Here is a 25,723-nt window from a genome sequence, read left to right as displayed (position 1 = left end):
CTATTTTTCGTATTTTTAGCGATAAATCGTTTTCATAGCAATTCCCTCTAATTTTTCCTGTAAAGCAGAATCTTTTCTTACAAAATGTTGTGTAGAAACAACCGTTTTTTGTTCCTCTTCATACCTAATAATGACAGGGATTGGGCCTTTGTATTGTTCTAGGATATTTGAAATCTCTTTATCGTAGTTGTGATTTTTAACTTGAATCCAGAATCGTTCCGCTACCGCTTCTTTCAAATCTTGTGCAATCATTTGCAGACGGCCATCTCGAGATTGAACTTTACCATTGATATAGTAAAATTTCCCTTCGGATAAAATGGAAGCAAATTTTCTATATTGGTCTGAAAATACAGTTACATCCATCCGAGACTTACTATCATGAACCTGTAGAAAGGCCATACTCTCGCCTTTCTTAGTTCGAATGACTTTTATTTTTTGCACTTCAACTAGAAGAGTGGCTTGAGCTCCTTCGATTAGATTAGCGATCGGAGTCGTCGGATATAGGGCTTGTTTAGCAAGAGTTTGGAGTGGATGGGAACTGATACCAACCCCGATCAGTTCCTGCTCCTTGTAAAATTTTTCTGCCTCCGTAAAATCATCAGCCTCAGTCCAACTATAGTTTGCATCCGCAAAGAGTCCTCCTAACTCCTCAACAAAAACAAACAAATTGGACAGATTCACTAGGATTTTCTGGCGGTTCTTGTCAAATTCATCAAAGAGCCCTAGTTCAACCAAAGGAGTCAAAAGCGATAGTTTCTTGTAATTCTTGGGAAGACGTGTGACGAAATCTTCCACACTTGAAAAAGGACGATTTTCGATAATCCAGTAAGACAAATCTCTTGGCAGCCCCTTAATGGCTTTCAAGCCAAGATAGATTGCTTTCTGGGTAATTTTATCGTGATAGGGAATACTGTTGATAGCTAAAGGCGCTACTTGAAATCCCATCTGCAGAGCATCGACAATATACTCACTGCTTGAATAATTCAACATGACTTGAAAGAAAATAGCAGGATAGTGCGTCTTGAAATAAGCAAGCTGGAAAGCCAGTGCTGAGTAGGCGTAGGCGTGGGATCTATTAAATCCATAGCCCGCAAACTTTTCCATCACTGCAAAAACTTGGTTGGCTTTTTCTTCTGAATGCCCCAGTTTCATAGCTCCAGTGATAAAATCTTCCTTCATCAAATGCATCTCTTTAGCATTTTTCTTACCCATGGCTCGTCTGAGAATGTCGGCTTTACCAAGGCTGAAGCCTCCAAAGCGCTGAGCCACCTGCATAACTTGCTCTTGGTAAAGCATAATACCGTAGGTTGATGACAGGATGTCCTCCAAGGCAGGATCCAGCACCGTCACCTTTTCTTTGCCGTGCTTACGAGCGACAAAGTTATCAATATAATCGCTTGCCCCTGGTCTGTTGAGTGAGGTTGTGGCTACTACCTCTTCAAAGACTTGCGGCTGAACTCGTTTCAACAATCGAATGGCGCCAGGTTGTTCAAATTGGAAAATGCCTTTGGTATTTCCAGCAGCAAAGAGGGCCAGAGTGTCCTTGTCTTCCAAATCAATCTCTTCGATTTTCAGATGAACACCTTCTGACTCAGCCAATAATTCCTGCATTTTTTGGACAAAAGTCAAGTTACGCAGACCTAGGAAATCCATTTTTAGAAGTCCATTGGCTTCAACACCATGAGCATCATACTGGGTGATTAGCATATCCTCACCGTATTTGAGCGGAATATAGTCCGTCAAGTCTTGGTCACTCATAACGACTCCTGCCGCATGGATAGAGGTCTGACGAGGATAACCTTCAATCTTACGAGCAATCTCAAAAGCTTTTTGGTATTCAATCTTACTATTGATGACCTGCCTAAACTGCAAATTCTTTTCATAAGCTGTCGTTAATGTATCTCGGAAACTGATTTTTTTCGTAATATTTGTTAATTCGTACTCTGGAACACCATAGCGTTTAAAAACATCACGAATTGCCTGTTTTGCTCCAAAGGTCGAATAAGTGACAATTTGTGCCACATGTTGACTACCATACCGATCACGAACATAGCGAATGAACTCTGGTCTATAGAGGTCAGGGATGTCGATATCGATATCGGGCATGGTGTAGCGCTCACGATTTAAAAAGCGCTCGAAAATCAAGTTCTTCTCAACCGGGTCAATTCCTGTAATATCCAGTGAGTAAGCCACCAGACTACCCACAGCAGAACCACGCCCCATACCCATATAGTAGCCTTGGGAACGTCCAAAACGGAGCAAATCCCAAACCACAAGGAAATAGTCATCAAAGCCCATATCATGAATCACAGCCAATTCTTCATTCAGTCGTTCATGATAGATAGCTGAGGTTAGCCCCTTGTCACTCAAGCCTTGCTCAGCCCTCTCTCTAAGTTCTTCTACTGCTGGTCTTTCAGGATTAAAGCGAGGAAGTTTTAAACTTGGGTCGATTTGATAGCTAACATTCTCTATCACACCTTGAAGATTGGCAAGCGCCTGAGGGAAGCGATTTTTAAATCGAGCTTCTAAGTCTGAGGCTGGTAGAAAGATCCCTTGTTGTGAATGCAGATCCACTTCTCTCAGGCTGACATTATCCTTGACTGCTGACAAAATTTGCAAAACTTGAATATCTTCTTTTTCAAAAGAGTTGACTTGATAGAGTGGAAGAATGGGTCTGGTAAAGACTTCTTGAGGAGTATCTGGACTGACACCAATAAAATAATCATGCCCTAAATCCAGCTGTTCGATTCCTTCAAAATATGGAACAATAACGGCAACATCCTCAAGGTGGCTGGTAAAGTCAGACCAATTCTTTCGACCAGTCATTTTTAAAGTGGATAACTTCATCAACTCTTGGTAACCTTTAGTAGATAGGGCTAGAAAACGAAGAGAAATATTCTCCTCATCTTTGACCAAGGTCATTTCAAGACCAATTAAAGGTTGGATTCCATATTTTCGAGTCACTTCTAAAAAGTGATAGGCTCCATAGAGATTATCCACATCCATGATAGCAAGGTGAGAATAGCCATATTCTTTAGCTGTATGTACATATTTTTCAATCGAAACCACACTTTCCATAAAACTATATACAGTCTTGGTATCGAGTTGTACAATCATTCCATCTCCTCCTTGCTTTAGATATACTACTATTATACCATTTTAAAAACTAGAATGAAAAGGTAGAGACCATTCCTTTTAAAGTGACTTCATCGCAGGTCAACAATATCTTTTTTACCTTATTTTTGATATACTAAATTTAGAATATTTCCAAAGGAGAGCGCCATGCGTTTTAATCAATTCAGCTATTTGCCCGTTTCTCATTCGCAAGTTTTACGCGAGTTATCTCAGCTTGGTTTGAAGCTGGCACCAGAACAAGCACCAAAAAAACAACTTGAACAATTTGTTCGCTGGAGTTTTTTCACTTATAAAAATACCGACTATCCTTTGTCTGTCTTAGCAGCTGACAAGGAGACTGACCTCCTTACCTTCTTTCAGTCAGATTGTGACCTGACTCCTGAGATTTTTTATACTGTGGCTTTTCAACTTTTAGGGTTTAACTATCTTGTTGACTTTGAAGACGCCGAACAATTCCGTAAAAAAACTGGTTTTCCTATTATTTATGGAGATTTGATTGAAAATCTCTACCATTTGCTCAACACTCGAACCAAAAAGGGAAATACGCTCATCGACCAACTTGTTAGTGACGAACTCATTTCAGAAGACAACCACTACCACTACTTTAACGGTAAGAGCTTGGCAACCTTCTCTACTCATGATGTCATTCGTGAAGTCGTGTATGTCGAGAGTCGTGTGGATACTGATAAAGACGGTCTCCCTGACTTAGTCAAGGTCAGCATTATTCGCCCTCGCTATAATGGACAGATTCCTGCGGTTATGACTGCCAGTCCTTATCACCAAGGCACCAACGACAAAGCCAGCGACAAGGCTCTCTACAAGATGGAAGGAGAGCTTGAGGTCAAACCTGCCCACACCATTGAGCTCGAGGAGCCTAAGCTGAATGTAGTCGAACCTCATGGCCAAGCAGAAGTCGTCTCAGAAGCTGAAGAAAAGCTAACTCACATCAATAGTTCGTACACTCTCAACGACTACTTCCTTCCAAGAGGATTTGCCAATCTCTATGTATCGGGTGTTGGTACCAAGGATTCTCAAGGTCTCATGACCAATGGGGACTACCAGCAGATTGAAGCTTATAAAAATGTCATTGACTGGCTCAATGGTCGTTGCCGTGCTTTCACGGACCACACGCGCAAACGCCAAGTCAAAGCTGACTGGTCAAACGGGAAAGTCGCAACAACAGGTATTTCCTATCTAGGTACCATGTCCAATGGTCTCGCCACCACTGGTGTTGATGGCTTAGAAGTCATCATCGCTGAAGCAGGTATTTCCTCTTGGTACAACTACTATCGGGAAAATGGTCTAGTGACTAGCCCAGGTGGCTATCCAGGTGAGGATTTTGACTCACTTGCTGAGCTTACCTACTCCCGCAATCTCTTAGCTGGTGACTATATCCGTGCTAATGAAGCTCATCAAGCGGACTTAGAAAAGGTAAAAGAGCAACTGGATCGCAAGACTGGTGACTACAATCAGTTTTGGCATGACCGCAACTATCTGCTCAATGCTCACAAGGTTCAAGCTGAGGTCGTCTTTACGCATGGTTCCCAGGATTGGAACGTCAAACCTCTTCATGTTTACCAGATGTTTCATGCCCTTCCTAGCCATATCAATAAGCACCTCTTTTTCCATCATGGTGCCCATGTTTATATGAACAACTGGCAGTCGATCGACTTCCGCGAGTCCATGAATGCCTTGTTAAGTAAGAAATTGTTAGGACTTGACTCAGGCTATCAACTTCCGACTGTCATCTGGCAGGACAATACAGCACCGCAAAGATGGCAAGGTCTTGATAACTTTGGTAAGCAGGATGAACTCCATACCTTCTCTCTTGGAACTGAAGAAAAAGTGATTCAAAACCAGTATGATCAAAAAGATTTTGATCGTTATGGAAAGACTTACCAGACCTTCAACACCGAACTTTACCAAGGAAAAGCCAATCAGATCACCATTGATCTTCTAGTAACTCAAGATATTCACTTAAATGGTCGAGTGGAGCTGAAACTTCGTGTCAAATCAAGTACAAACAAGGGCTTATTATCTGCTCAACTGCTAGAACTTGGACAAAAGAAATATCTGCAGCCTTATCCAGCTGTTTTAAGTGCTAGAACCATTGATAATGGTCGTTACCACATGTTAGAAAATCTCTGTGAATTGCCATTTACTCCAAGCGCCCAGCGTGTCATCACCAAAGGCTACCTTAATTTACAAAACCGAAGTGACCTCTTAAAGATTGAAAATATCCAACCAAATGAATGGATGGACTTCAAGCTAGAGCTGCAACCAACTATTTACAAGCTGAAAAAAGGTGACACACTTCGCCTTGTTCTCTATACTACCGACTTTGAAATCACTATCCGTGATAATACAGACTATCACTTAACAGTCGATCTCACACAATCCTCCATCACCATCCCTTCATAAAAGGAGTCAGCCTCATATGAATAAATCTGAACATAGACACCAACTCATCCGTGCACTTGTAGCTAAAAATAAGATTCATACACAGGCAGAGTTGCAAGCTTTACTAGCTGAAAACGACATCCAAGTCACACAGGCTACTCTCTCACGCGATATCAAGACTATGAACCTTTCAAAGGTTCGCGAAGCAGATCATTCTTACTATGTTTTAAATACTGGTTCCATCTCCAAGTGGGAAAAACGCTTGGAAAACTATATGGAAGATGGCTTGGTCATGCTACGCCCTGTCCAGCATCAGGTTGTCCTCAAAACCTTGCCAGGCCTTGCCCAATCGTTTGGAGCTGTTCTCGATGCACTTGATTTCAAACAAATCATTGCCACCGTGTGTGGTGATGATGTCTGCCTTCTTATCTGTGAAAATGCTGAAGAAGCACAGACTTGCTTTGAAATTCTTAAAAAATTTGCGCCACCATTTTTCTTTAGTGAATAAAACAAATCCCGTGATCAAAAGATCACGGGAATTTTTATTTCTATGACTGTGTTTATTCTTTCTTTGTACGTGCCAATCGAAGAGCACGTTTAGGGTTGAGACGATTAAACAATTCTTCTAGTTTCTTTTCATTCCATACATCTGCTGCAGAAACAAAATTTCCATCTGCATCTCGGAATGATATCGGTTTATCTCCCATATCGATCTCCTAGTCTACAAATTCAAACTCAAATTTACCGATTCGGACCAAGTCGCCATCTTTGGCACCACGTGCACGAAGAGCTTCGTCAACTCCCATACCACGAAGCTGACGAGCAAACTTCATGACCGATTCGTCACGGTCAAAGTTGGTCATGTTAAAGAGTTTCATGAGTTTTTCACCAGAAAGTACCCATGTCGCATCATCATCACGACTAATCTCAAAGGCTTTTTCTTCCTCGTCAAAGCCATAGTAAGCCTCTTCTTCCATATCGGATTCATCATAAATCGGGAATTCTGGAGTCTTGTCCAACAATTCAGCTGTCGCATCCAAAAGAGTTGCCAAACCTTGCTTGGTCAATCCAGAAATAGGGAAAATAGCTGGAAGTTCCTCAAACTCGTCGTAGTTTGCTGCCAACTTTTCCTTGAAAGTTTTAAGATTTTCCTGACTTTCAGGCATATCCATCTTGTTGGCTACGATAATCTGTGGACGTTCCATGAGACGAAGATTGTAGGATTCCAATTCTTTATTGATAGCAAGGTAATCTTCGTAAGGATCACGCCCTTCGCTAGCCGACATATCGATGATATGAAGGATAACTCGAGTGCGTTCAATATGACGTAGAAACTGGGTTCCCAAGCCGACACCCTGGCTAGCTCCCTCAATCAAACCTGGAAGGTCCGCCACGGCAAACGATTCACCTGACTGCGTACGAACCATGCCCAAATTAGGAACAATGGTCGTAAAGTGGTAGGCACCAATCTTTGGTTTGGCTGAGGTGATGACACTAAGCAAAGTTGACTTCCCGACAGATGGAAAACCGACTAAGCCGACATCTGCCAAGATTTTTAATTCTAGTTGCAACTCACGTTCCTGACCTGGCTCTCCATTCTCAGAGATTTCAGGTGCAGGATTTTTTGGTGTTGCAAAGCGAATGTTTCCTCGACCACCTCGACCACCATGAGCCACGATAAATTCTTGGCCATGCTCAATCAAGTCTGTAATGACTTTTCCAGTCTCAGCATCACGTACAGTCGTTCCTTGTGGTACGCGAACATGAAGGTCTTCTGCACCACGCCCATGCATTCCTTTAGTCATCCCCTTTTCTCCAGAATCAGCCTTGAAATGACGGTTATAGCGGAAATCCATCAAAGTACGCAAGCCTTCGTCTACAACGAAAACAACATTACCTCCACGTCCACCATCACCACCCCAAGGACCGCCATTCGGGACATATTTTTCACGGCGAAAGGCAACCATGCCATCGCCACCATTACCAGCCTTGACCTTGATCTTGGCTGTATCTAAAAACATACTCATATTTTCTTCTCACTTTAAAAAGGCTGGGGAGAACCCAGTCATTAGTTATTGTTTCTATCTTAGCAACTTGCTTAGAATCTGCTAAAAGCTCCAAGCGCTGTCGCAAAAATACCAGCAAGGGTTACAAACAACATAATTAGCACGACAAAAAGCGTTACTTTTTCAAACATTGTTTTTTTACGTTTTCCATTATCTCCAAAAGCCATTTGGACTCCTTTTTATTTCTCTTTGTTCTATTCCAATTCTCTTTTAATATTCGCTAGAAACAGGTGCAATTACCCATAAAATCAAGTAAGCAAGTACTCCTGCCCCATAACAAAAAGCAAGAACACCCCAAATCACACGAACAATGGTGGGATCAATATTAAAATAGTGGGCTACTCCTGCGCAAACACCACCAATTTTTTGGTCTCTTCCACTTCTCATAAATTTTTTCGCCATCTTTTATTCTCCTATATTTTTACTAATCTCTCCAGTAATCCCGGATGCTAGACAACTGCTTTTTGGAAGCCTTTAATATTCGTTTGGACTCTTTAACTGGGGCTGAAACAGCCTGCTGAGGTAGGTACAAAATAGTTTTTAAGAATCGCTGTGTCATGGGTTCATCGCCACGTAGTTCCTGTTCAAATTTATTTGAAATAATGGCATCGAGATAAAACTCATGGACTCGTTTCCCAAAATTCTCAGCCGAAATCTCATACAACTTGTCAGCCAACTTCTGCTCATCCATATCTGGAGTGGCAATCAAAGCCTCCAAGATGGCACCTGCAAGGTCCTGTTCTCCATAGTAGAGGGTTCCAAACATCTTGTCACTGATCAGATTATCCAGATAAGGATTACCATGAGCGATGACAGGCGTTCCACTAGCTAGACTCTCTAGATAAGTCAGGCCTTGGGTTTCACTAGTGGAAGCAGAGATAAAGAAATCTGCCGCCTTATAGTACAAGGCTGTTTCACTTGGAGCGACCATACCAGTAAAAATCACCTGATCTTGAATTTGCAACTGGACGGCTTGTTCTTTCAGACTGTCCAAATAAGGACCGTCACCAGCAACAACCAGCTTCACCTTGTCTTCTTCTTTTAAAACCTGCGTAAAGGCGGCTAGGACCGCTTGGATATTCTTCTCAAAGGAGATACGAGAAAGACTCAATAACATTTTCTCGTCTTCTTTAATCCCAAGTTTAAGTCGAAGGGCAGCTAAATTTTCTTCCTTAATCTCAGGGCGTTCAAATTTAGCTAGCTCAATCCCAGTTGGGATAACACGCTTTTCAACCTTGACCTTGTACTTAGATAGAAGGTCCCGAACAATCTCACTAGGACAAATCACTCCATCCACATCGTGAAGGAAGCCCCTTACCAGATATTTTACCATATTTGGCCGAATCAGCATCCCCTTAGCAATATAATGCACATAATCTTCGTACTGGGTGTGGTAAGTATGAATAACAGGAATTTTCAATTCTCTTGCAATCCAAATCCCTAGTAAACCTAGTGAAAACTCTGTTTGCGTATGAATGATATCTAGCTGATACTGTTTGGCAATTTCAAGCGCTTTTGTAAAGCCACGATAAGCAAAACGTCGATCCTTAAATGCAAAGAAGGGAACACTCGGAATTCGAATGATTTGCCAATCCTCGTAGCGGTTCACGTCTTTATCAGTGGTTGTAAAGATAAAAACCGCATGTCCCTGCTTTTCAAGCTCTGTCTTTAAGGTTCGAATACTAGTCGCAACCCCAGAAACCTGAGGAAAATAGGTGTCTGTAAATAAACCAATTCGCATAAACTACCTCACTTTTTGCCCAAAGCAGCCTGTTCTCGATAGAATTTTAGCCAAATTTCCAACAAGTGCTCCTCGGAGTACTCTTTGGAGATCTCGCGAGCTTTTTCTTTCAAGTCTTTCAACTTTTCAGGATGATTTTTGTATTCGAGAATGGCTTCTCTCATCTCTGAAACATCACTTGTAGCACGATAATTCCCATCGAGAATGACCTTGTATAGATCTAAATCCCTTAGCATAATCGGTGCTTCACAACTTGCTGCCTCTAAGATGGTCATCGGGAATAATTCGTTGTAACTTGGTAGCAAGAAGAGATTCGCCAAAGCGTAGAGTTCTCGCATTCGCTCTGGAGGAACAATACCTGGGAAAATTAGATTTTTAGGTGGATTGTCCATGATTTTTTTATAGCGTTCATAACCATCTGTCATCCCGCCAAATGAAAAACCACCAGCCCAGATAAAGGTAATTTCTGGCAATTCCTCCGCAAGACGTATAAAGTCATCAATTCCTTTACGCTTCTGAACCTGACCTGCACCAACCACAACAAACTGATCTTCAGCTAAATCCATTTCCTGACGAAGTTTTGCTACTTGGTCAGCTGGCAGTGGATGCCATTTTTCCTTATTTACAAAGTTTGGAATATAAGTCACTTTTTCACGTGGAATACCAGCTGCCACCAAATCCTCGATAAACATGGGATTGACCACTACCAAGTGTTCCATTCGGTTGTAAAATGAAAAAACATAGCGTTTGATAATTCCCTTTAAGAAAAATGGAATTTTCAAACTCCCCTCAAGCGTATCAGGCAAAAAATGCACATAGCCAATTTTTCTCCCAGATCGCTTCTTTTGGAATGTAGATAAATAATAAGGGAAATCAATGGTATGAAAGTGGGTTACATCAGCCTCCACAGGAAGATTCTCCGTAACAATCAACTGATCTTGGGCATCACGATGTAGAAGACGTACCAATTCACGGTAGGCTCCTGATACTCCCTGACCAGCCACTTTTTCACTTGAACTTAGCATATTGACACGCAATTTTTCGTTTTCCATACCATTCATTATACCATTTTATTTCCAGAAAATCAGCAAAAGAAAGAAGAGACCAGAGGAAAAAGAGGAATTTACCCTATTTTCCAATCGTCTCTCATATTTTTTACTGTTTATTTAATTCCTAGGGCGATACGTGCGTAGCGGCTCATTTTTTCAACCGTCCAAGCTGGATACCATACCAATTTAACTTCTGTATTGGTTACCTCAGGCACATCTGTCATCGCATCGTGTATCTGGTCTGTCAAAAGGTCAGCCAGTGGGCAGCCCATGGTTGTCAAGGTCATATCAATTTCAGTGTGACCTGTTTCACCATCAAATCGAATTTCATAAATCAAACCTAAATTGACAATATCAATACCCAACTCAGGGTCGATGACTTCTTCCAAGGCATTTAAAATACGTGTTTTAATAGCCTCAATTTGCTCTTCTGTATAAGCCATGTTATTCCTCCCTCTTAGTCTTCAATAAAATCACGAAGGGGTTTGCTGCGACTTGGTTGACGCAATTTTCTCAAAGCCTTAGCCTCAATCTGACGAATACGTTCACGAGTCACGTTAAAGACTTTACCAACATCTTCAAGAGTACGCATTTTCCCATCGTCTAGCCCGAAGCGCAAGCGTAGGACGTTTTCTTCACGGTCTGTGAGAGTATCCAAGACTTCATCCAACTGCTCACGCAAGACGATACGAGTTGTATAGTCTACTGGATTTTCAATCACTTCGTCTTCGATAAAGTCCCCAAGATGGCTATCGTCCTCTTCACCAATCGGTGTTTCAAGTGATACTGGCTCTTGGGCGATTTTCAAGATTTCACGCACCTTGTCAGGTGTCATATCCATACGCTCAGCAATTTGTTCAGGAGTAGGATCTTGACCCAATTCTTGAAGGAGATTTCGCTGTTCACGAACCAATTTATTGATAGTTTCAACCATGTGAACAGGGATACGGATGGTACGCGCCTGATCAGCGATGGCACGAGTGATTGCCTGACGAATCCACCAAGTTGCATAAGTTGAAAACTTAAAACCTTTTGAATAGTCAAACTTGTCCACGGCCTTCATCAAGCCCATATTTCCTTCTTGGATCAAATCAAGAAACTGCATACCACGACCTACGTAGCGCTTAGCAATCGAAACCACCAAACGAAGGTTGGCTTCTGCAAGACGCTGTTTTGCTTCGATGTCACCAGCTTCAACAGCTAGGGCCAATTCTTTTTCTTCTTCGTTGGTCAAGAGAGGAACAACCCCAATTTCCTTCAAATACATACGGACAGGGTCATTAACCTTAGCAGAGGTTGAGCCAATCAAATCCTCATCACTAAGTTCAGGCTCTTCTTCTGTACTAAGGACTCGTGCACTTGGATTCCCTTCGTTATCCGTGATGGAAATGCCAGCATCCTGAATCCGTTGCAAAAGGTCTTCAATGCCGTCTGCATCGAGGGTAAAAGGAATAACCAGACTTGAATTGATTTCGTCGTCTGTTGCTGTTCCTGTTTTTTTGTGGTTACGGATAAAGTCTGCTACTTGCACATCAAATGTCGTTACTTCTTTTTGTTTTGTTGCCATTATTACTCCATTCTTCTCTTTTGGGAAATCAATCGTTGCAATTCTTCCAAGGCTGTGTCTGTATCTCCTACATGACTAGCTTCCTGCACTTTCTTTTTAATTCTTAAGTTGTCCTTGCTGAGGAGAGCACGGTTTCGAGTCGCTTCGACTTCCGCTAGCTCCTGAGGCGACATCTCAGCTGGCAAATCCAGACTAAGTACGTGGTACCAAGCATTTTCAACCTCAGGCGTCTGATGAGAAAGCTCCTCTGAGCCGATTTCTCCCTGCTCACTTAATAATTCGTAAAGAATCTGAAATTCTGGGGTATCAAAGAAAAAATCTTCTCTTAATCGGTAGTCATTTAGAACAACTGGATTCTCAGCCATCCTATAAAGGAGATGAGCCTCTGCTCTCATGACTGCTGTCAGTTGCCGCGTCACAGGTAAACTAATCGTTGCTGTTGTAGGATGTTCTTTGACTCTCTCCTGTCTCTGAACAATCCGACTTTCATTTACAATTTGCTCTACCTGTTGGTAATCAAAAGAAGGTAGATTGTCCGCCAGAATGTGGATATAAGAATTCTGGGCAGTGATAGACTTTTCTTTGGCAATTAAGGGCGCAATCTTTTCAATGAACTCGATTTGCGCCTGCAAGTTATCACTATTTTCAGGTTTGAGTTGGTGAATATAGAACTCTATGGGACTGATGCGTGTCTTGGTTAAGAGGTAGGCTAGGTCTTCAGCAGAATTCTTTTGTAAATACTCATCTGGGTCCATGGCATCAGGTACTCGAACAACCTCCACTGAAAAGTCTTTTAACTCCTCTAGAGCCTTGGCTGTCGCTGCCTGTCCTGCCTTGTCACCATCATAGCTGAGAACAATTTTTTTGGTAAAGCGTTTGAGGTGGTCAACATGCTCCTTGCTTAAGGCTGTTCCCATGGAAGCCACAGCATTTTCTATACCAGCACGGTAGGCTGCGATAACATCCATGAAGCCTTCCATCAGATAAAGCTCTGTAATCTTACCTGTTCCCTTTTTTGCCCTGTCCAAATGATACAATTCGTAACTCTTGTTAAAAATTGCAGTCGAACGACTATTTTTATACTTGGCAGTCTGACTATCAGTTTCTTGCCAGACACGACCTGAAAATGCAATAACCTGCCCCTTGTCATTGGTTAAAGGAAAGATGATACGTCCAAAAAAAGTATCATAAAATTGATTACCATCTGACAAGTAAAACAAGCCCGAATCCAATAATTCCTTTTCCTCAAACTTGTCAGATAAACGTTGGTAGAGATAGGTTCTCTCTGCTGGAGCTAGTCCAATTTGGAAGTGCTTCAGAACATCATCTGTCAATCCGCGTTTGTATAGATAAGCCCTTGCTTCTTCTCCCATCTTGGTCGTCATGAGAATTGCATGGTAAAAACGGGCAGCTTCTTCATGCATATCATATAGAGCTTGATGAGGGGAAGCCTGTTGAGGACGAGACTGTACAGGCATAGTTAGTTGAATACCGACGCGCTCACCTAAGAGCTGAACGGCTTCCATGAAGGACACGCCTTGGTATTCTTCGATGAACTTAAAGACATCTCCTGAGCGCCCACATCCAAAACAATGATAAAACTGCTTGTCTTCCACAACGTTGAAAGAGGGGGTCTTTTCACCATGAAAAGGACAGAGCCCTAAATAGTTCCGTCCAGCCTTTTGTAAAGAAATCACATCACCTATGACTTCCACAATGTTGGCATTGTTTTTGATTTCTTCAATGACTTGCTTGTCAACCATACACAATACCTCCATCTTATCATAGTTTCACGTAAACTAGTATAGCTTATTTCTGAAAAAAAGTAAACCATTTCATACGCTTTCCGTAATTCTCTTTACCTTATTTTTCTTGATAGAAAGGGAAGATAAAAAACTCAGAAACACTTTAATGCTTCTAAGTTTTTCTTCTCTATTTTTTGATGATTATTTAACTCATCTATTCAAATAATTGATAGTAGTCTGAGATTTTCATCTTAGCTTTTTCTTCTTTATTGAGGTCTTGGATGATACGACCTTCCTTCATGACTATCAGACGATTTCCATACTTCAGTGCATCCTCCATATGGTGGGTAATCATCAAGGCTGTTAGATGGTCCTTGCTGACAAAATCATCTGTTAACTCCATCAAGGCCACACTTGTTTTAGGGTCGAGAGCTGCTGTGTGTTCATCCAACAAGAGCAACTCTGGTCGCTTCAAGGTTGCCATCAAGAGACTCAAGGCCTGACGTTGTCCACCTGATAAAAACTCAATCGGAGTATCTAGATGCTTTTCAAGCCCATTTCCCACTTTTTCAATGGTAGCCTGAAACTCTCCCCGATGATTTGATAGCCTTCTAGGAAAGAGTCCTCTCTTCTCACCACGAAACTTGGCAATCAAGAGATTTTCCGCCACCGTCATACGGGGAGCCGTACCCATCTTTGGATCCTGAAAGACACGAGACAAGTACTTAGCCCTCTTTTCAGGTGAAAAATGAGTCACATCCTCTCCCATGATACGGATACTCCCACTTGTTAAAGGTAAGGTACCTGCAATAGTGTTAAAAAGCGTTGACTTCCCTGCTCCATTTCCACCTAGAATGGTAATGAAATCATGTTCGAAAATTTCAAGAGAAACATCATTCAGAATGATCTTTTCTTCGTCAAAGCCATTCGTGATGACTTTGGTAGCATTTTTTAATTCTACAATTGCTGTCATTTGCTAAACTTGACTCCTTTCAAGTATTTGCTTTTGAAGGTTGGAATCATGAGGCAAACTGCCAAAATCAAGGCGCTGTACAAACGAAGATAACTTGTATTAAACCCAAGAGCAATCACTCCCCAAACAAGGAACTGATAAGCAATAGAGCCTACAACGATGGTCATGAGGCGCTCTGCCAGGGTCAAACTCTTGAACAAAACCTCACCAATAATCAAGCTAGCTAGACCAACTACGATAACCCCGATACCACGAGAAACATCCGAGTATCCTTCTTGTTGAGCAATTAAGGCTCCTGCAAGCGCGATGATCCCATTTGAGAGAACCAAGCCCATAAGTTCCATTCGTCCCGTATTGATACCAAAGCTACGAGCCATATCAGGATTGTCACCTGTAGCGATGTAGGCTTGACCTAGTTTGGTATCAAGGAAAAAGAGCATGAGACCAATAACAAGAGCTACAAAGATTAATCCAGTCAGCAGTTGATTGAAATCTGAATCAAAAGGCAAGACATCCTGAATTTGCTTGGTTCCAAGAAGTCCCAGATTGGCACGTCCCATAATCATGAGCATGATGGAATGACAGGAAGTCATAACCAAAATTCCTGATAAGAGGGTTGGAATGTTTCCTTTGGTATATAAGAGACCTGTCGCCATTCCAGCTAGACAGCCCGCTCCTACTGCGGCTAGGGTTGCTAAAAACGGATTGACTCCCTGTGTTATCAAGGTTACAGCTACTGCTCCCCCAAGAGGAAAAGAGCCCTCAGTAGTCATATCAGGGAAATTCAAAATTCGAAAAGTCATAAAGATTCCCAAACCTAGAATCGCCCAGACCATCCCCTGAGAAATAATGGATACTATCATAATCTTTCACTCATTTCTTTCTTTAGTAAAAATGGGAGGAGATGTGTCCAGCTCCTCCTTTATCTTTATTCAATCACTTGTCCTGCTGCTTTTAGGACGGACTCAGGGATTGTGATACCAAGCTCTTGCGCTAGTTTTTTGTTGATTACTGACTTACCAGTTGAAAAGACATTAACTGGCGTATCAGCTGGTTTTTCACCTTTCAAAACTTTGGCAATCATTTTACCAGTAGCCACTCCAAGATCGTGTTGGTCAACTACTACAGATGCTAATCCACCTGCTTCTACCATGGCAGTGGCACTTGGGTAGATTGGCTTTTTAGCTGTTTGGTTGCTTGATACAACCGTTGAAAATGCAGATGCGATGGTGTTGTCAATTGGAATCCAGATTGCATCGACCTTGCTTGTCATGACATTGACTGTTGAAGCAATTTCATTTGTTGATGGAACTGCAAAGGTTTCGACTGTCAAACCTGCTTTTTCAGCATAAGCCTTGAATTCTTCTACCTGTGTTTTTGAGTTATCTTCGCTACTTGAGTATAGAGCACCGATTGTTTTGACATTTGGTGTCAAAGTTTTAATCAATTCCACTTGCTGTTCAGCTGGGTTGTGGTCTGATACCCCTGTGATGTTGCCACCTGGTTTTTTCAAGTCTTTGACCAAGTTAGCACCGATTGGGTCTGTAATAGCAGCCATGATAACAGGTAGGTCTTTTGTAGCACTAGCAAGTCCTTGAGCAGCTGGTGTCGCAATCCCAACAACAAGGTCGTTTCCATTTGCCACCAATTGTTTACTCATGGTTGCAACCTTGCTCTGATCACCTTCAGAGTTCATAAAGTCGATTTTTACCTGGTCGTCCTTATAGCCTTCTTCAGCTAGTCCATCTTGAATCCCTTGGTAAATCAAGTCCAAGGATGGGTGACTAACAAATTGAAGGACACCAACCTTAGCGACCTTTTGCTCTTCCTTAGTTGCTGGCTTGTTCATTGATGAATAAATCAAGCTAGCCACTACCAATACTGCTAATCCAGCGATAATTCCAATTAAACGTTTATTTTTCATATTTTTTCTCCTTTTAAATCACTTGTATAATGCTCTTTTAAACAAAACAAGCGACGCCATCGTTTAAATTCCATAAGTCTCCTCCAACAAAAAAGTCCTCACACAAAAAACTTGTGTGAGGACGTCGATGCGCGGTGCCACCTCAATTATAGGGAATATCCCTATCGCTCTTTCTCGCATTCACGAGTTGCACTGTAAGGTGTGCTCACCGAATTTTTATGATTTCAAATTCTTAATAACATTCAGCCCAATTTCATCAATTTCATCTATCTGCTTTCACCAACCACAGACTCTCTAAAAAATGAGCATGATTACTTTCTGAATGTTTAAATTATATCATTTTTCAACTACTTGTCAAGGCTATTTTTAGAATTTTTTAAATAATTCAAAAACTTCCTCTTGAAAAAAGAGGAAGTTTGTAGAATATCAGCCTGAATTACGCAAACCGGTTGCAATTCCGTTGATAGTTGTATGGATCAGTTTTTCTTCGTCAGCTGACAATTCGCCGCGACGTTGACGTTTGATCAACTCCAACTGGATGTAGTTAAGGATATTAAAGTAAGGCATACGATAGTTTAGACTGTCTTTTAGGTAAGAGTTTTCTGCCAAGAGTTCGTCATAATCTTCGATAGCTAAAATAACGTTCTTGGTCAATTGCCATTCATCTAAAATAGTGTAATAGATGGCTTGCACTTCTTCATCTTCACAAAGCTTGGCATATTCAAAGGCAATGTTCATGTTAGACTTAGATAAGACCATGTCTACATTGGAAAGCAAAGATTGGAAGAAAGGCCAGTTTTGGTACATGTCACGGAGAATCTCAATATTCTTTGGATCTTGATCAATAAATTCTTTGAAGCTTGAACCCACGCCATACCATCCAGGGAACATGACACGACTTTGTGACCATGAGAAGACCCAAGGAATGGCACGCAAACCGCCAATTTCAGTGATGGTCTTACGAGCTGCTGGACGCGAACCGATATTGAAGCTTGAAATAGCCTTGATTGGACTTGATTCAAAGAAATAGTCATAGAAATGTTCATTTCCAAAGACCAAATCACGGTAGATATCGTAGCTACGGTCCACTACTTGATCCATGATAGCTTCGTAACGATTTGATGTATTGGTATCACTCTTCTTCTTGGTAATCATACGGTTAATGGCTGCAGAAACCAACATTTCAAGGTTGTAATAAGCAGCGTCTTTGTTACCGTATTTATTTCCAATGACTTCTCCTTGCTCAGTCAGACGGATACGGTCCTTGATAGACTTGAGTGGTTGAGATGTGATGGCTTCATAAGTTGGTCCACCACCACGACCCACAGTACCACCACGACCGTGGAAGAAGGTAACTTTAACGCCAAATTCATCCCCGATAGCAGTCAGTTGTTGTTGCGCTTTATAGAGGGTCCAACATGATGACAGGTAACCACCGTCTTTGTTACTATCAGAGTAGCCAAGCATGATTTCTTGGTAGTTGTCTTTTGAAGCAATCCATTTTTTAGCCAAAGGTAGAGAGAAATATCTTCTCATAGTCTCTTCTGAGTGATCTAAGTCCTCAATCGTTTCAAAGAGGGGAACAATCTGAACGCGGGCTTTTTGAGCATCTACCAAGCCGACTTCCTTGAGCATGATGGCTAGTTCGAGCATATCAGACACGCTAGTTGCATGAGAAATGATGGTTTGACGAATGACGTTTTCACCTAATTTATCCTTCAACTTGCGAGCGGCTTTAAAGATAGATAGTTCTTTCTCAAGTAGTTCTGACTTTTCAGCATGAGTTGCTGAGAGGATACGAGGATCTTCTTCCAACTCTTTTAATAGGAGGGCGCATTTTTCATCTTCAGACAGATCGCTATAGTGGTCGTTGATACCTGCGGATGCTAGCAATTCTGCCACACAGGCTTCATGAACACTAGAATCTTGGCGCATGTCGATAGAGGCAAGATAGAAGCCAAAGATTTCAACCGCCTGCATCAACTCTACAAATTCTCCTGAAATCAGGTACTCACCTTTGTTCTCTAATAGAGAATCTCGGATGGCCAATAAATCTTGGTAAAATTCATCTGCGGTAGCATATCTTGGATGAACATCCTTATCTTCGATAAGATAGGTCTTGGTTGCCTGCATCTTAGCTTGGATGTCAAAAAGAGCACGACGATAGAGTTCTTTTTCACGATAAATGGAATTATCTTGAGACTTGAGCGCTATCTCACGAACCTTGTCGCTGACATTCACGATACTGGTTGAAAGTGAAAATTCACGATAAAGATTATAAATCTTTTCATCATAGTAGTTCATGATGACTTCGCACTGGGTCAAGGCTGATTTGTTGAGGGTTTCCGCTGTTACGAAAGGATTTCCATCACGGTCTCCTCCGATCCACATCCCCATAGTAATCGGTTTTGGATGCTCAAGTTCGATACCTTGTTCTTTAGCCAATTTTTTATACTCAGCCGTCAAACGGGGAACAGCATTCAGGAAAGAACTTTGGTAATACTCCATCACGTTGGTGATTTCGTTGGTTACCTTCAATTTCTTCTCGCGAATCATGTCCGTTTGCATGATAATTTCAATGTAACGGCGGAGATCCGTGTGCCATTTTTCTTTGTTAATCAAGCCAAGTTTAACATCGCGGTATTTACGCAAGAGGGTATGGATGTGATTGGTTAAATCCAGCATACTCTTCCGTTGTACTTGCGTCGGGTGGGCCGTCAAAACTGGAACCACATTCAGCTGCTCCAAAATTGCAGCCGCATTTTCTTTTTCAGCCACCATCTTAATGGTTGTTGACAGTTTTCCTAGATAGTCTTGGTCTACATTATTTTGGTGATTGATTTCATAGGCTAAGTCCACATCTTCAGAGATATTGATCAAGAGTGGAAGGATTGAGAAATAGCGAGAAATATAGATCATTTCCTCGTTTGAAAGGCTGGTCACCAATTTATTGAGTCCTTGATAGTTTTCGCTTGTAGACAAGTCCTTCAGCTGCATGATTTTATCAAAGGTCTCTGGCGCTAGCATATTTTTTGTGATGTCTTCTAACAGCTCTGTCAAAATCAAGACTTCTTCTTGAACGACGGCTTTATTGCTATAGTTTTCTAATTTTTGAAGTGACATAAACTTTCCTTTCCATTCAATCCTTACAGAGTAGCAGAAGGTTGACTTTCATATTCTCTGATAAGTTTGGCACGTTTTTCACTAGCATCAATATTTAGTACAAAGGCAATGGCTACAGATAAGACTAGGAGACTATTCCCCCCTTGTGAAAGGAAGGGGAAGGTTACCCCTGTAGAAGGAATCAAACCGGAAATTCCACCGATATTGACAAAGACCTGAACAAGGATCATTCCTCCGACACCGATAGCAACCATGGAGTTAAAGGGATCCTTAGCACGAATACCGACTAAGATAATTCTCAAAATCAAGAAGAAGAGTAAAGCCAAAATCATACTGGCTCCTACGAATCCAAACTCCTCGATGACAATCGAAAAGACGAAATCCGTATGGGCTTCTGGCAGATAACCACGCTTCTCGATAGAATTCCCCAGTCCCAGTCCGAACCAGCCACCATTTACCATTGCATAGTAGGAATTTGCGAGCTGGTGTCCTGCACCTGCCAAGTCATTAAAGGGATTAAAGAAGGCACTAAAACGTTTAGCAACGTAACCAAATACAGGAATTTGAGAGAACTTTTCAACCCCAACAAAGCGAATGACAGACAAGACTAACATTGAGCTCCCTGCCAAGAGAGCCAGAATGGTCGAGAACCAACGATAGGCGATCCCACTAACCGTATACATGATGAGCGCCACCAAGACCAAGATGGTCGCATTTCCCAAGTCTGGGAAAATCCCCAAACTACCAATCAGAACCAGCAGAACAAAACGCCAATCGTTAAAGGCTCGAGGTAGCCACTGATTCTGTGTCAAAACCTGGAAGTCATAAACCGCAATCTCATCCTGTTGTTTTGAGAATCGATGGGCTAGGTACCAAATAATGATAATCTTAAGGTACTCTGCAGGCTGAATCGTTACAGGTCCTACAGAAATCCAACCGTAGGCACCATTGACTGGGGTTCCAATTAGCCGAGCCAAAGCTAGGAGAATCATCTCTACAAACATAACGATAAAAATCAAGCGTTCATTTCTTAAAAAGCCAAGTTTCAGTTTATAAATTAAGGCAATCAAAATCAAACTGACTATCCAAAACATCCCTTGGTTCCGAGCTAACTGAAGAGCGCTTTCCCCTTCTTGGATCAAGGTAGCACTCGTCGTTGAGTAAACGACGATTAAACCCAAAATCGATAAAAGGAAGTAAGGAATCAAAATGGAATAGTTCAATAGGTGCCTTTTACTAATTTTCATATGTCACCATTCTAATAGGAACAGAGCCGACTGTTCCCAATTCCGTTTTATTTTCTAGTTTTGATTGCTATTATACCATTTTTTCAGAAAGAAAAAAACTCTTATCCTCCAATCCTTCGAATTTTGCTATTTGGCCGAAACTGATTACTAAAAAATACAAACTTCAAGACAAAGTTTGTATTTTCTTTTTTATTCTGCTGATGAGCTACTGCTTGAGTTTGAGTCTGCACCCCCAACGTATTGGGCAAAGATATTTTGGAAAACAGGATCTTTCACTTTAATATTTGCAGCTTGGAATTCTTTTCCGATAACGCTCTGAACGAAAGATGAATCGTTTTGTTTCTGAGCCAGGATGACCGTTTTCAATTTTTCTTTGTAGTCATCTAGGTTTGATGATTTTTCTGTTTTCTTGGTTAGCTTAATAATGTAGTATTGGGTACTGTAGGCTTGTGTTCCAGTCGCTGTGATAACATCAGAGACACCATTCACATCCAAGGCAAAGGCCGCCTTCTTGACTTGTTCTGGAAGTTCTGTAGAAGCCGAGTCAAAAGTGATTTCGCCACCATTTTCTTTTGTCTTGTCATCATTTGAGTTGTCTTTTGCCAACTGAGCAAAATCAGCTCCTGCTGCTTTTGCTTTTTCAAGCACTTCTTTTGCCTTGTCTTCATTATCCATACGGATGATCTGAGCTGTTACATCTGGTGTATAAGACTCAAAAGCTTTTTGGTAAGCTTCGTCAGTCAATTCACTCTCTGCGGCTTTTTTAACTGCCAATTCGACCAACTTACTTGTGCGAATTTGAGCTTTACGAGTCTCAGGAGTCATACCCGCACGTTGAAGTACGCTGTTGTAGCTATCGCCGTATTTCTTTTGTTCCTCAGCAACGGCATCATCCACTTCTTTATCAGTTACTTCTGAACCATATTGTTTTTCAAAAACTTTTTCAATGGCCATATTAAGCAAAACTTGTTGCGCAGTTGGGTTATTTTTGACTTGTTCATAAAATTGGTGTTCAGTGACGACATCACCCTTCATGCTGATGAGATCAGCCCCTTCAGAACTTTTTGAACAAGCAGCCAAAGTCGCTACAGATAATAAGGTAATGGCTCCTGCCAATAGTTTTTTCTTCATGTTTACTCCTTTTATGGTAAGTTACCTTCTCTATTTTACTAAATTGTCTTAAATTTTTCTAAAAATCATTCACTCTCAGGAAGCTGCACATCTGCCACATTTTTTCGTAGCATAAGAATGCCGTCCCCAAGTGGAACTAGAGTTGCTGTTAGAACTGGATTGTCCAAAGTTGCGTCGAAAAGTCTTTGCAAACCTCGGTAAATGGTTCTCTGACCTCGGCGAACTTCCATGATGTCCTTGGCAACATCTCCTCCTTGGAAAATATCATCCAAGACCACCACTCCACCGACTTCCAAGTGCTTGAGGATTTCAGGCAGAAAGACGATGTATTTGGACTTGGCCGAATCCATAAAGACAAAGTCATATGTTTCTGTCAGACTAGATAAAACATCGACTGCATCTCCCTCCAAGAGGGTGATTTGCTTACGACTGTCAAACTGGGCAAAGTTTTTCTTGGCAAAGCCTATCATCTCAGGATTACGATCAATCGTTGTAATTTTGGCATCTGGCGCATGCTCCGCCATCAAGAGTGCTGAAAAACCGATAGCCGTCCCAATTTCCAAAATGTTCTTGGGCTGTATGGTCTCCATGAGAAAACGGAAGTAGGCAACTGTTTCATGAGGAATGATGGGAATATTTTCCTTGCGAGCGAAGGTTTCCAATTCTTTCAAAGAACCTGTCACCTGCTTTTGACGCTGGCGCATGAGTTCTACGATTTCTTCCTTGACGACGGGACGTCGCATATTGTGATTGGCATTTTTACTATAAGACTCTACCATCTTAAGCTAGTCCCAATTTTTCAACAAGGGCTTCAAACTCGTTCAAGCGGCGTTCAAAGACAGCAAAAGCATCGTTGAGATAGTCTTCTTTTTCCATATCAACACCCGCTTTTCTCATAACATTGAGTGGATAGTCTGACTTACCTGCCTTGAGGTAGTCGATATAGCGGTCACGGTCTTCTTGACTACCATGGACAATCTTTTCAGCTAAGGCTGAAGCAGCTGCAAAACCAGTCGAATATTGATAAACATAGTAGTTATAGTAGAAGTGTGGAATGCGTGCCCACTCGTATTGGATTTGAGGATTGTCTTCCTTGCTGAGTCCGTAGTACTCTTGGTTCAAGTCAGCGTAGAGCTTATTGAGGAAATCACTTGTCAAGACTTCTCCATTTTGGTCTGCTTGGTGGATGGCATGTTCAAACTCAGCGAATTGAGTTTGACGGAAGACTGTTCCACGGAAACCATCTAGGAAGTTATTGAGAATAGCAAAGCGAGTTGCATCGTCTTCCACTTCCTCCAATAATTTCTCCGTCAAGATATTTTCGTTAGTCGTTGAGGCAATCTCTGCCAAGAAGATAGAGTAATCTCCGTAAACATAAGGTTGGGTTTCTCGAGTATAGCTTGAGTGCATACTGTGACCTGTTTCATGGACAAGGGTAAAGAGATTGTCTAGATTGTCCTGCCAGTTTAGAAGCATGAAGGCATTGGTATCATAAGAACCACCAGAGTAGGCACCAGAACGCTTGCCTTGGTTTTCATAGACATCAATCCAACGCTCACTGAAGGCACGTTTGACACGGCTCAAGTAGTCGTCACCTAAAACCGCCAAAGCTTCTTCTGCTTTTTTCAAGGCTTCTTCGTAGGTAAAGCTATAATCTACTGACGAGAGTGGTGTGTAGACATCATACATCTTGAGATCTGAAATACCCAAGATTTTAGAACGAAGGTTAAGGTAACGATGTAAGAGTGGCAAATGCTTGCGAACTGCTGCTACTAGATTGTCATAGACACTTTCTGGAACAAAATTTGCTGCGAGGGCTGCATGGCGAGCACTCTTATAGTTGCGAACTTTTGCGCGGTAGTTTTGCACCTTAACATTTGTCTGCAAGGTCTTAGCATAAGTGTGTTGGAATTGCTCGTAAGTCGCATAAAGGGCTTCATAGGCACCACGACGCACTTCACGGTTTTTAGACTCCATCAAACGGATGTAAGTACCGTGTGAGAGTTGCACTTCCTTGCCTTCGTCATCAAGCACGTATAGGAAGCTAATATCCGCATTGTCCAAAATAGCGAAGGTTTCACTAGCAGCGCCAAAGATTTCTCCTGCTCCAGCAAGCAATTCTTCCTCACGTTGCGAAAGAACATGGTCTTTCTTTTGCAAGAGCTTGTCAAAAAAGTGTTTGTAAACTTGGAGTTTTGGTTGAGCTTCTAGGAAGGTCGCATACTGCTCTTCGCTAATCTCCATAAACTCAGGTTCATAGAATGAAAAGGCTTGTTCTAACTGACTGTATAGGGTCATTGCCTTGGCATAGTACTCTTGATACTTGGCTTCACGCGTGTCCTGATCATTTTTCATATGCGCATAGACATAAAGCTTTTCAACTTGGCGTTCCAAGTCAAGTGAGAATTCTGTGATCGCAAGCAAACTGTCTGCGCTGTCCAAGAGATGTCCCTCATACTGGGATGCTGTTTGTACTTTTTCAGTTAAATCTTTCAAGGCTTCTTCCCAAGCCTGATCTGTTGGGTAGATTGTCGAAAGATCCCATGTATCTTTTTCATTTATTTCATGTCGTTGTAATACCATAAGATTCCTCCATCCTTTCTATTTTACCACATTTTTTGAGAAATATAAGTGATAAAAGGCTGGTGGATAGAGCTTTTGGCGATTATTTTTCGGATTTTTTTGATAGTAGGCCTGAAAATTTCTATAATAGCTAGTCAAATCCGTTTCAATCTGCAAAAAATCTCCTGATGCTATTGGTCTGACCTGGGGATACCAGTCGTCCAGTTGACGGTTTAATAGATTGTCCCCTTGATGATAGGCTGCCTCCTGTTTTTTCATCCAGTAAGGCGTTTGGTAGTACAACTGTTGGCGAATGTAGTGACAGATAGTTGGATCTTGAGCCACTGTAAAACTAGCTAGCTTTTGTTTTTGATAAGGAAAGCGTAGAATTTCCAAGAGATTTCCTTGACCAAAGGGAAATTCCTTTACCTGAAAATGAAGCTTACCACGTAGGTCCTGATGTAAAAGATATTTCAGTCTCAAAACTTGCTTTTTGAGATCTAGTTCCCATACATAGAAACCCATATTTTGACTAAAATAGAGAAATCCCCTTTGCAGTTGCGTCAGTCTCTCTTTTAACCAGAGTTTCTCTCCCAGTAGCCAGATAACTTGGTATCCCTGACTACGGTAGCCTTGACTTCTATCGTATAAAAGCTTTTGAGACAAGGGACTGCACTGGACCTCCAGAGCTAGTTTCTCATTTACGAGAACGTCCGCTATCTGCTGAATCGAGGGCAGACTATATTCTACGGTAACTTGATTGTCTTTTTTGGCCCAGTGATAGAGGGCCTCTTTGTTGCCCAAATGTTCTGAACTTTCATTCTCAAAAATAGCCATACAATCTCTTAAAGATTCATGAGCAAAATGCGTTCGAACGCTCTGCCCTTGACGTAATCGTAGTCCGCCTCCACAGGCGGGGCAGGTATAAGCCTGCTTGGTCACGTCTTTTTCGAGGGCATTTACCAAATTTCCCTTGGCATCTCTGGCTACAAACATGGTCTACCTCCTTTTCTTTTCTATTCGAAAAAGAAGTAAAAAAGACTGGAATTCCAGTCTTTCG

General features: G+C 41.7%; 21 protein-coding genes and 1 other annotated feature. Of the genes, 2 read left to right on the top strand and 19 right to left on the bottom strand.

What is annotated here, in order from left to right; all coding sequences use genetic code 11:
• Positions 1-15 precede the first annotated feature (15 nt).
• Complete coding sequence (locus MK403_RS00925; protein ID WP_268708664.1) at positions 16-3,117, bottom strand: DNA polymerase III subunit alpha; 3,102 nt, start codon at positions 3,115-3,117, stop codon at positions 16-18.
• A gap of 165 nt (positions 3,118-3,282) precedes the next feature.
• Here MK403_RS00925 and MK403_RS00920 point away from each other — a divergent pair, with 165 nt between their 5' ends.
• Together MK403_RS00920 and MK403_RS00915 are read left to right on the top strand one after the other, a co-directional pair.
• Positions 3,283-5,556 (top strand): Xaa-Pro dipeptidyl-peptidase, encoded by a 2,274-nt coding sequence (locus MK403_RS00920; protein ID WP_268708663.1) that lies wholly within the window; start codon positions 3,283-3,285, stop codon positions 5,554-5,556.
• Positions 5,557-5,572: 16 nt separating this feature from the next.
• Entirely contained in the window at positions 5,573-6,043 is a 471-nt protein-coding gene (locus MK403_RS00915) for an arginine repressor (protein WP_125448284.1), read from the top strand.
• Positions 6,044-6,095: 52 nt separating this feature from the next.
• Here MK403_RS00915 and MK403_RS00910 read toward each other — a convergent pair whose 3' ends face one another.
• The 18 genes from MK403_RS00910 to MK403_RS00825 form a co-directional block, all read right to left on the bottom strand.
• Positions 6,096-6,242 (bottom strand): hypothetical protein, encoded by a 147-nt coding sequence (locus MK403_RS00910; protein WP_268708662.1) that lies wholly within the window; start codon positions 6,240-6,242, stop codon positions 6,096-6,098.
• A gap of 9 nt (positions 6,243-6,251) precedes the next feature.
• Entirely contained in the window at positions 6,252-7,562 is a 1,311-nt protein-coding gene (obgE, locus tag MK403_RS00905; protein ID WP_268708661.1) for a GTPase ObgE, read from the bottom strand.
• A gap of 71 nt (positions 7,563-7,633) precedes the next feature.
• Positions 7,634-7,768, bottom strand: a complete 135-nt coding sequence (locus MK403_RS00900) for a DUF4044 domain-containing protein (protein WP_000863854.1) — start codon at positions 7,766-7,768, stop codon at positions 7,634-7,636.
• Between the two features lie 43 nt (positions 7,769-7,811).
• On the bottom strand, positions 7,812-8,003 hold the full coding sequence (locus tag MK403_RS00895; protein WP_268708660.1) for a PspC domain-containing protein: 192 nt from the start codon (positions 8,001-8,003) through the stop codon (positions 7,812-7,814).
• A 22-nt stretch (positions 8,004-8,025) separates the two neighbouring features.
• On the bottom strand, positions 8,026-9,342 hold the full coding sequence (locus MK403_RS00890) for a glycosyltransferase family 4 protein (protein WP_268708659.1): 1,317 nt from the start codon (positions 9,340-9,342) through the stop codon (positions 8,026-8,028).
• Positions 9,343-9,350: 8 nt separating this feature from the next.
• Positions 9,351-10,394, bottom strand: coding sequence for a glycosyltransferase family 4 protein (locus tag MK403_RS00885; RefSeq protein WP_268708658.1), 1,044 nt, complete (start codon positions 10,392-10,394; stop codon positions 9,351-9,353).
• A 110-nt stretch (positions 10,395-10,504) separates the two neighbouring features.
• Entirely contained in the window at positions 10,505-10,834 is a 330-nt protein-coding gene (locus MK403_RS00880) for a metal-sulfur cluster assembly factor (RefSeq protein ID WP_033585983.1), read from the bottom strand.
• A gap of 14 nt (positions 10,835-10,848) precedes the next feature.
• Entirely contained in the window at positions 10,849-11,958 is a 1,110-nt protein-coding gene (gene rpoD, locus MK403_RS00875) for an RNA polymerase sigma factor RpoD (RefSeq protein WP_000201893.1), read from the bottom strand.
• 2 nt (positions 11,959-11,960) lie between these two features.
• The gene (dnaG, locus tag MK403_RS00870; protein WP_268708657.1) at positions 11,961-13,721 is read right to left on the bottom strand and encodes a DNA primase; all 1,761 of its coding nucleotides are present in this window, start codon (positions 13,719-13,721) and stop codon (positions 11,961-11,963) included.
• A gap of 196 nt (positions 13,722-13,917) precedes the next feature.
• Complete coding sequence (locus tag MK403_RS00865) at positions 13,918-14,676, bottom strand: ABC transporter ATP-binding protein (RefSeq protein ID WP_268708656.1); 759 nt, start codon at positions 14,674-14,676, stop codon at positions 13,918-13,920.
• On the bottom strand, positions 14,673-15,539 hold the full coding sequence (locus MK403_RS00860; protein WP_268708655.1) for an ABC transporter permease: 867 nt from the start codon (positions 15,537-15,539) through the stop codon (positions 14,673-14,675). The genes MK403_RS00865 and MK403_RS00860 overlap by 4 nt, the downstream gene beginning before the upstream one ends.
• A gap of 65 nt (positions 15,540-15,604) precedes the next feature.
• Entirely contained in the window at positions 15,605-16,600 is a 996-nt protein-coding gene (gene trpX, locus MK403_RS00855; RefSeq protein ID WP_268708654.1) for a tryptophan ABC transporter substrate-binding protein, read from the bottom strand.
• Between the two features lie 114 nt (positions 16,601-16,714).
• Positions 16,715-16,930 (bottom strand) — a binding site (T-box leader).
• Between the two features lie 96 nt (positions 16,931-17,026).
• The gene (gene ppc, locus MK403_RS00850) at positions 17,027-19,723 is read right to left on the bottom strand and encodes a phosphoenolpyruvate carboxylase (RefSeq protein ID WP_268708653.1); all 2,697 of its coding nucleotides are present in this window, start codon (positions 19,721-19,723) and stop codon (positions 17,027-17,029) included.
• 23 nt (positions 19,724-19,746) lie between these two features.
• Positions 19,747-20,970: a cell division peptidoglycan polymerase FtsW gene (gene ftsW / locus MK403_RS00845; protein ID WP_268708652.1), complete on the bottom strand. Its 1,224-nt coding sequence runs from the start codon at positions 20,968-20,970 to the stop codon at positions 19,747-19,749.
• Positions 20,971-21,159: 189 nt separating this feature from the next.
• The gene (gene prsA / locus MK403_RS00840; protein WP_268708651.1) at positions 21,160-22,101 is read right to left on the bottom strand and encodes a peptidylprolyl isomerase PrsA; all 942 of its coding nucleotides are present in this window, start codon (positions 22,099-22,101) and stop codon (positions 21,160-21,162) included.
• A 65-nt stretch (positions 22,102-22,166) separates the two neighbouring features.
• Positions 22,167-22,880, bottom strand: a complete 714-nt coding sequence (locus tag MK403_RS00835; protein ID WP_268708650.1) for an O-methyltransferase — start codon at positions 22,878-22,880, stop codon at positions 22,167-22,169.
• Position 22,881: 1 nt separating this feature from the next.
• On the bottom strand, positions 22,882-24,684 hold the full coding sequence (gene pepF, locus MK403_RS00830; RefSeq protein ID WP_268708649.1) for an oligoendopeptidase F: 1,803 nt from the start codon (positions 24,682-24,684) through the stop codon (positions 22,882-22,884).
• Between the two features lie 18 nt (positions 24,685-24,702).
• Positions 24,703-25,659 carry a competence protein CoiA gene (locus tag MK403_RS00825; protein ID WP_268708648.1) on the bottom strand — a complete coding sequence of 319 codons (957 nt, stop codon included), beginning with the start codon at positions 25,657-25,659 and terminating at the stop codon, positions 24,703-24,705.
• Positions 25,660-25,723: the final 64 nt, after the last annotated feature.

The organism is Streptococcus oralis (genome assembly GCF_026782285.1).
In the GTDB taxonomy this organism is placed as follows: domain Bacteria; phylum Bacillota; class Bacilli; order Lactobacillales; family Streptococcaceae; genus Streptococcus; species Streptococcus oralis_CG.
Note: the sequence above shows the minus strand (reverse complement) of the source record. Positions and strands in the feature narration are given on the sequence as shown.

What these genes read in the sequence shown, in the direction of transcription:
- MK403_RS00925 (WP_268708664.1), bottom strand. Translation starts at nt 3,117, where the DNA reads ATGATTGTACAACTCGATACCAAGACTGTATATAGTTTTATGGAAAGT.
- MK403_RS00920 (WP_268708663.1), top strand. Translation starts at nt 3,283, where the DNA reads ATGCGTTTTAATCAATTCAGCTATTTGCCCGTTTCTCATTCGCAAGTT.
- MK403_RS00915 (WP_125448284.1), top strand. Translation starts at nt 5,573, where the DNA reads ATGAATAAATCTGAACATAGACACCAACTCATCCGTGCACTTGTAGCT.
- MK403_RS00910 (WP_268708662.1), bottom strand. Translation starts at nt 6,242, where the DNA reads ATGGGAGATAAACCGATATCATTCCGAGATGCAGATGGAAATTTTGTT.
- obgE (WP_268708661.1), bottom strand. Translation starts at nt 7,562, where the DNA reads ATGAGTATGTTTTTAGATACAGCCAAGATCAAGGTCAAGGCTGGTAAT.
- MK403_RS00900 (WP_000863854.1), bottom strand. Translation starts at nt 7,768, where the DNA reads ATGGCTTTTGGAGATAATGGAAAACGTAAAAAAACAATGTTTGAAAAA.
- MK403_RS00895 (WP_268708660.1), bottom strand. Translation starts at nt 8,003, where the DNA reads ATGGCGAAAAAATTTATGAGAAGTGGAAGAGACCAAAAAATTGGTGGT.
- MK403_RS00890 (WP_268708659.1), bottom strand. Translation starts at nt 9,342, where the DNA reads ATGCGAATTGGTTTATTTACAGACACCTATTTTCCTCAGGTTTCTGGG.
- MK403_RS00885 (WP_268708658.1), bottom strand. Translation starts at nt 10,394, where the DNA reads ATGGAAAACGAAAAATTGCGTGTCAATATGCTAAGTTCAAGTGAAAAA.
- MK403_RS00880 (WP_033585983.1), bottom strand. Translation starts at nt 10,834, where the DNA reads ATGGCTTATACAGAAGAGCAAATTGAGGCTATTAAAACACGTATTTTA.
- rpoD (WP_000201893.1), bottom strand. Translation starts at nt 11,958, where the DNA reads ATGGCAACAAAACAAAAAGAAGTAACGACATTTGATGTGCAAGTAGCA.
- dnaG (WP_268708657.1), bottom strand. Translation starts at nt 13,721, where the DNA reads ATGGTTGACAAGCAAGTCATTGAAGAAATCAAAAACAATGCCAACATT.
- MK403_RS00865 (WP_268708656.1), bottom strand. Translation starts at nt 14,676, where the DNA reads ATGACAGCAATTGTAGAATTAAAAAATGCTACCAAAGTCATCACGAAT.
- MK403_RS00860 (WP_268708655.1), bottom strand. Translation starts at nt 15,539, where the DNA reads ATGATAGTATCCATTATTTCTCAGGGGATGGTCTGGGCGATTCTAGGT.
- trpX (WP_268708654.1), bottom strand. Translation starts at nt 16,600, where the DNA reads ATGAAAAATAAACGTTTAATTGGAATTATCGCTGGATTAGCAGTATTG.
- ppc (WP_268708653.1), bottom strand. Translation starts at nt 19,723, where the DNA reads ATGTCACTTCAAAAATTAGAAAACTATAGCAATAAAGCCGTCGTTCAA.
- ftsW (WP_268708652.1), bottom strand. Translation starts at nt 20,970, where the DNA reads ATGAAAATTAGTAAAAGGCACCTATTGAACTATTCCATTTTGATTCCT.
- prsA (WP_268708651.1), bottom strand. Translation starts at nt 22,101, where the DNA reads ATGAAGAAAAAACTATTGGCAGGAGCCATTACCTTATTATCTGTAGCG.
- MK403_RS00835 (WP_268708650.1), bottom strand. Translation starts at nt 22,880, where the DNA reads ATGGTAGAGTCTTATAGTAAAAATGCCAATCACAATATGCGACGTCCC.
- pepF (WP_268708649.1), bottom strand. Translation starts at nt 24,684, where the DNA reads ATGGTATTACAACGACATGAAATAAATGAAAAAGATACATGGGATCTT.
- MK403_RS00825 (WP_268708648.1), bottom strand. Translation starts at nt 25,659, where the DNA reads ATGTTTGTAGCCAGAGATGCCAAGGGAAATTTGGTAAATGCCCTCGAA.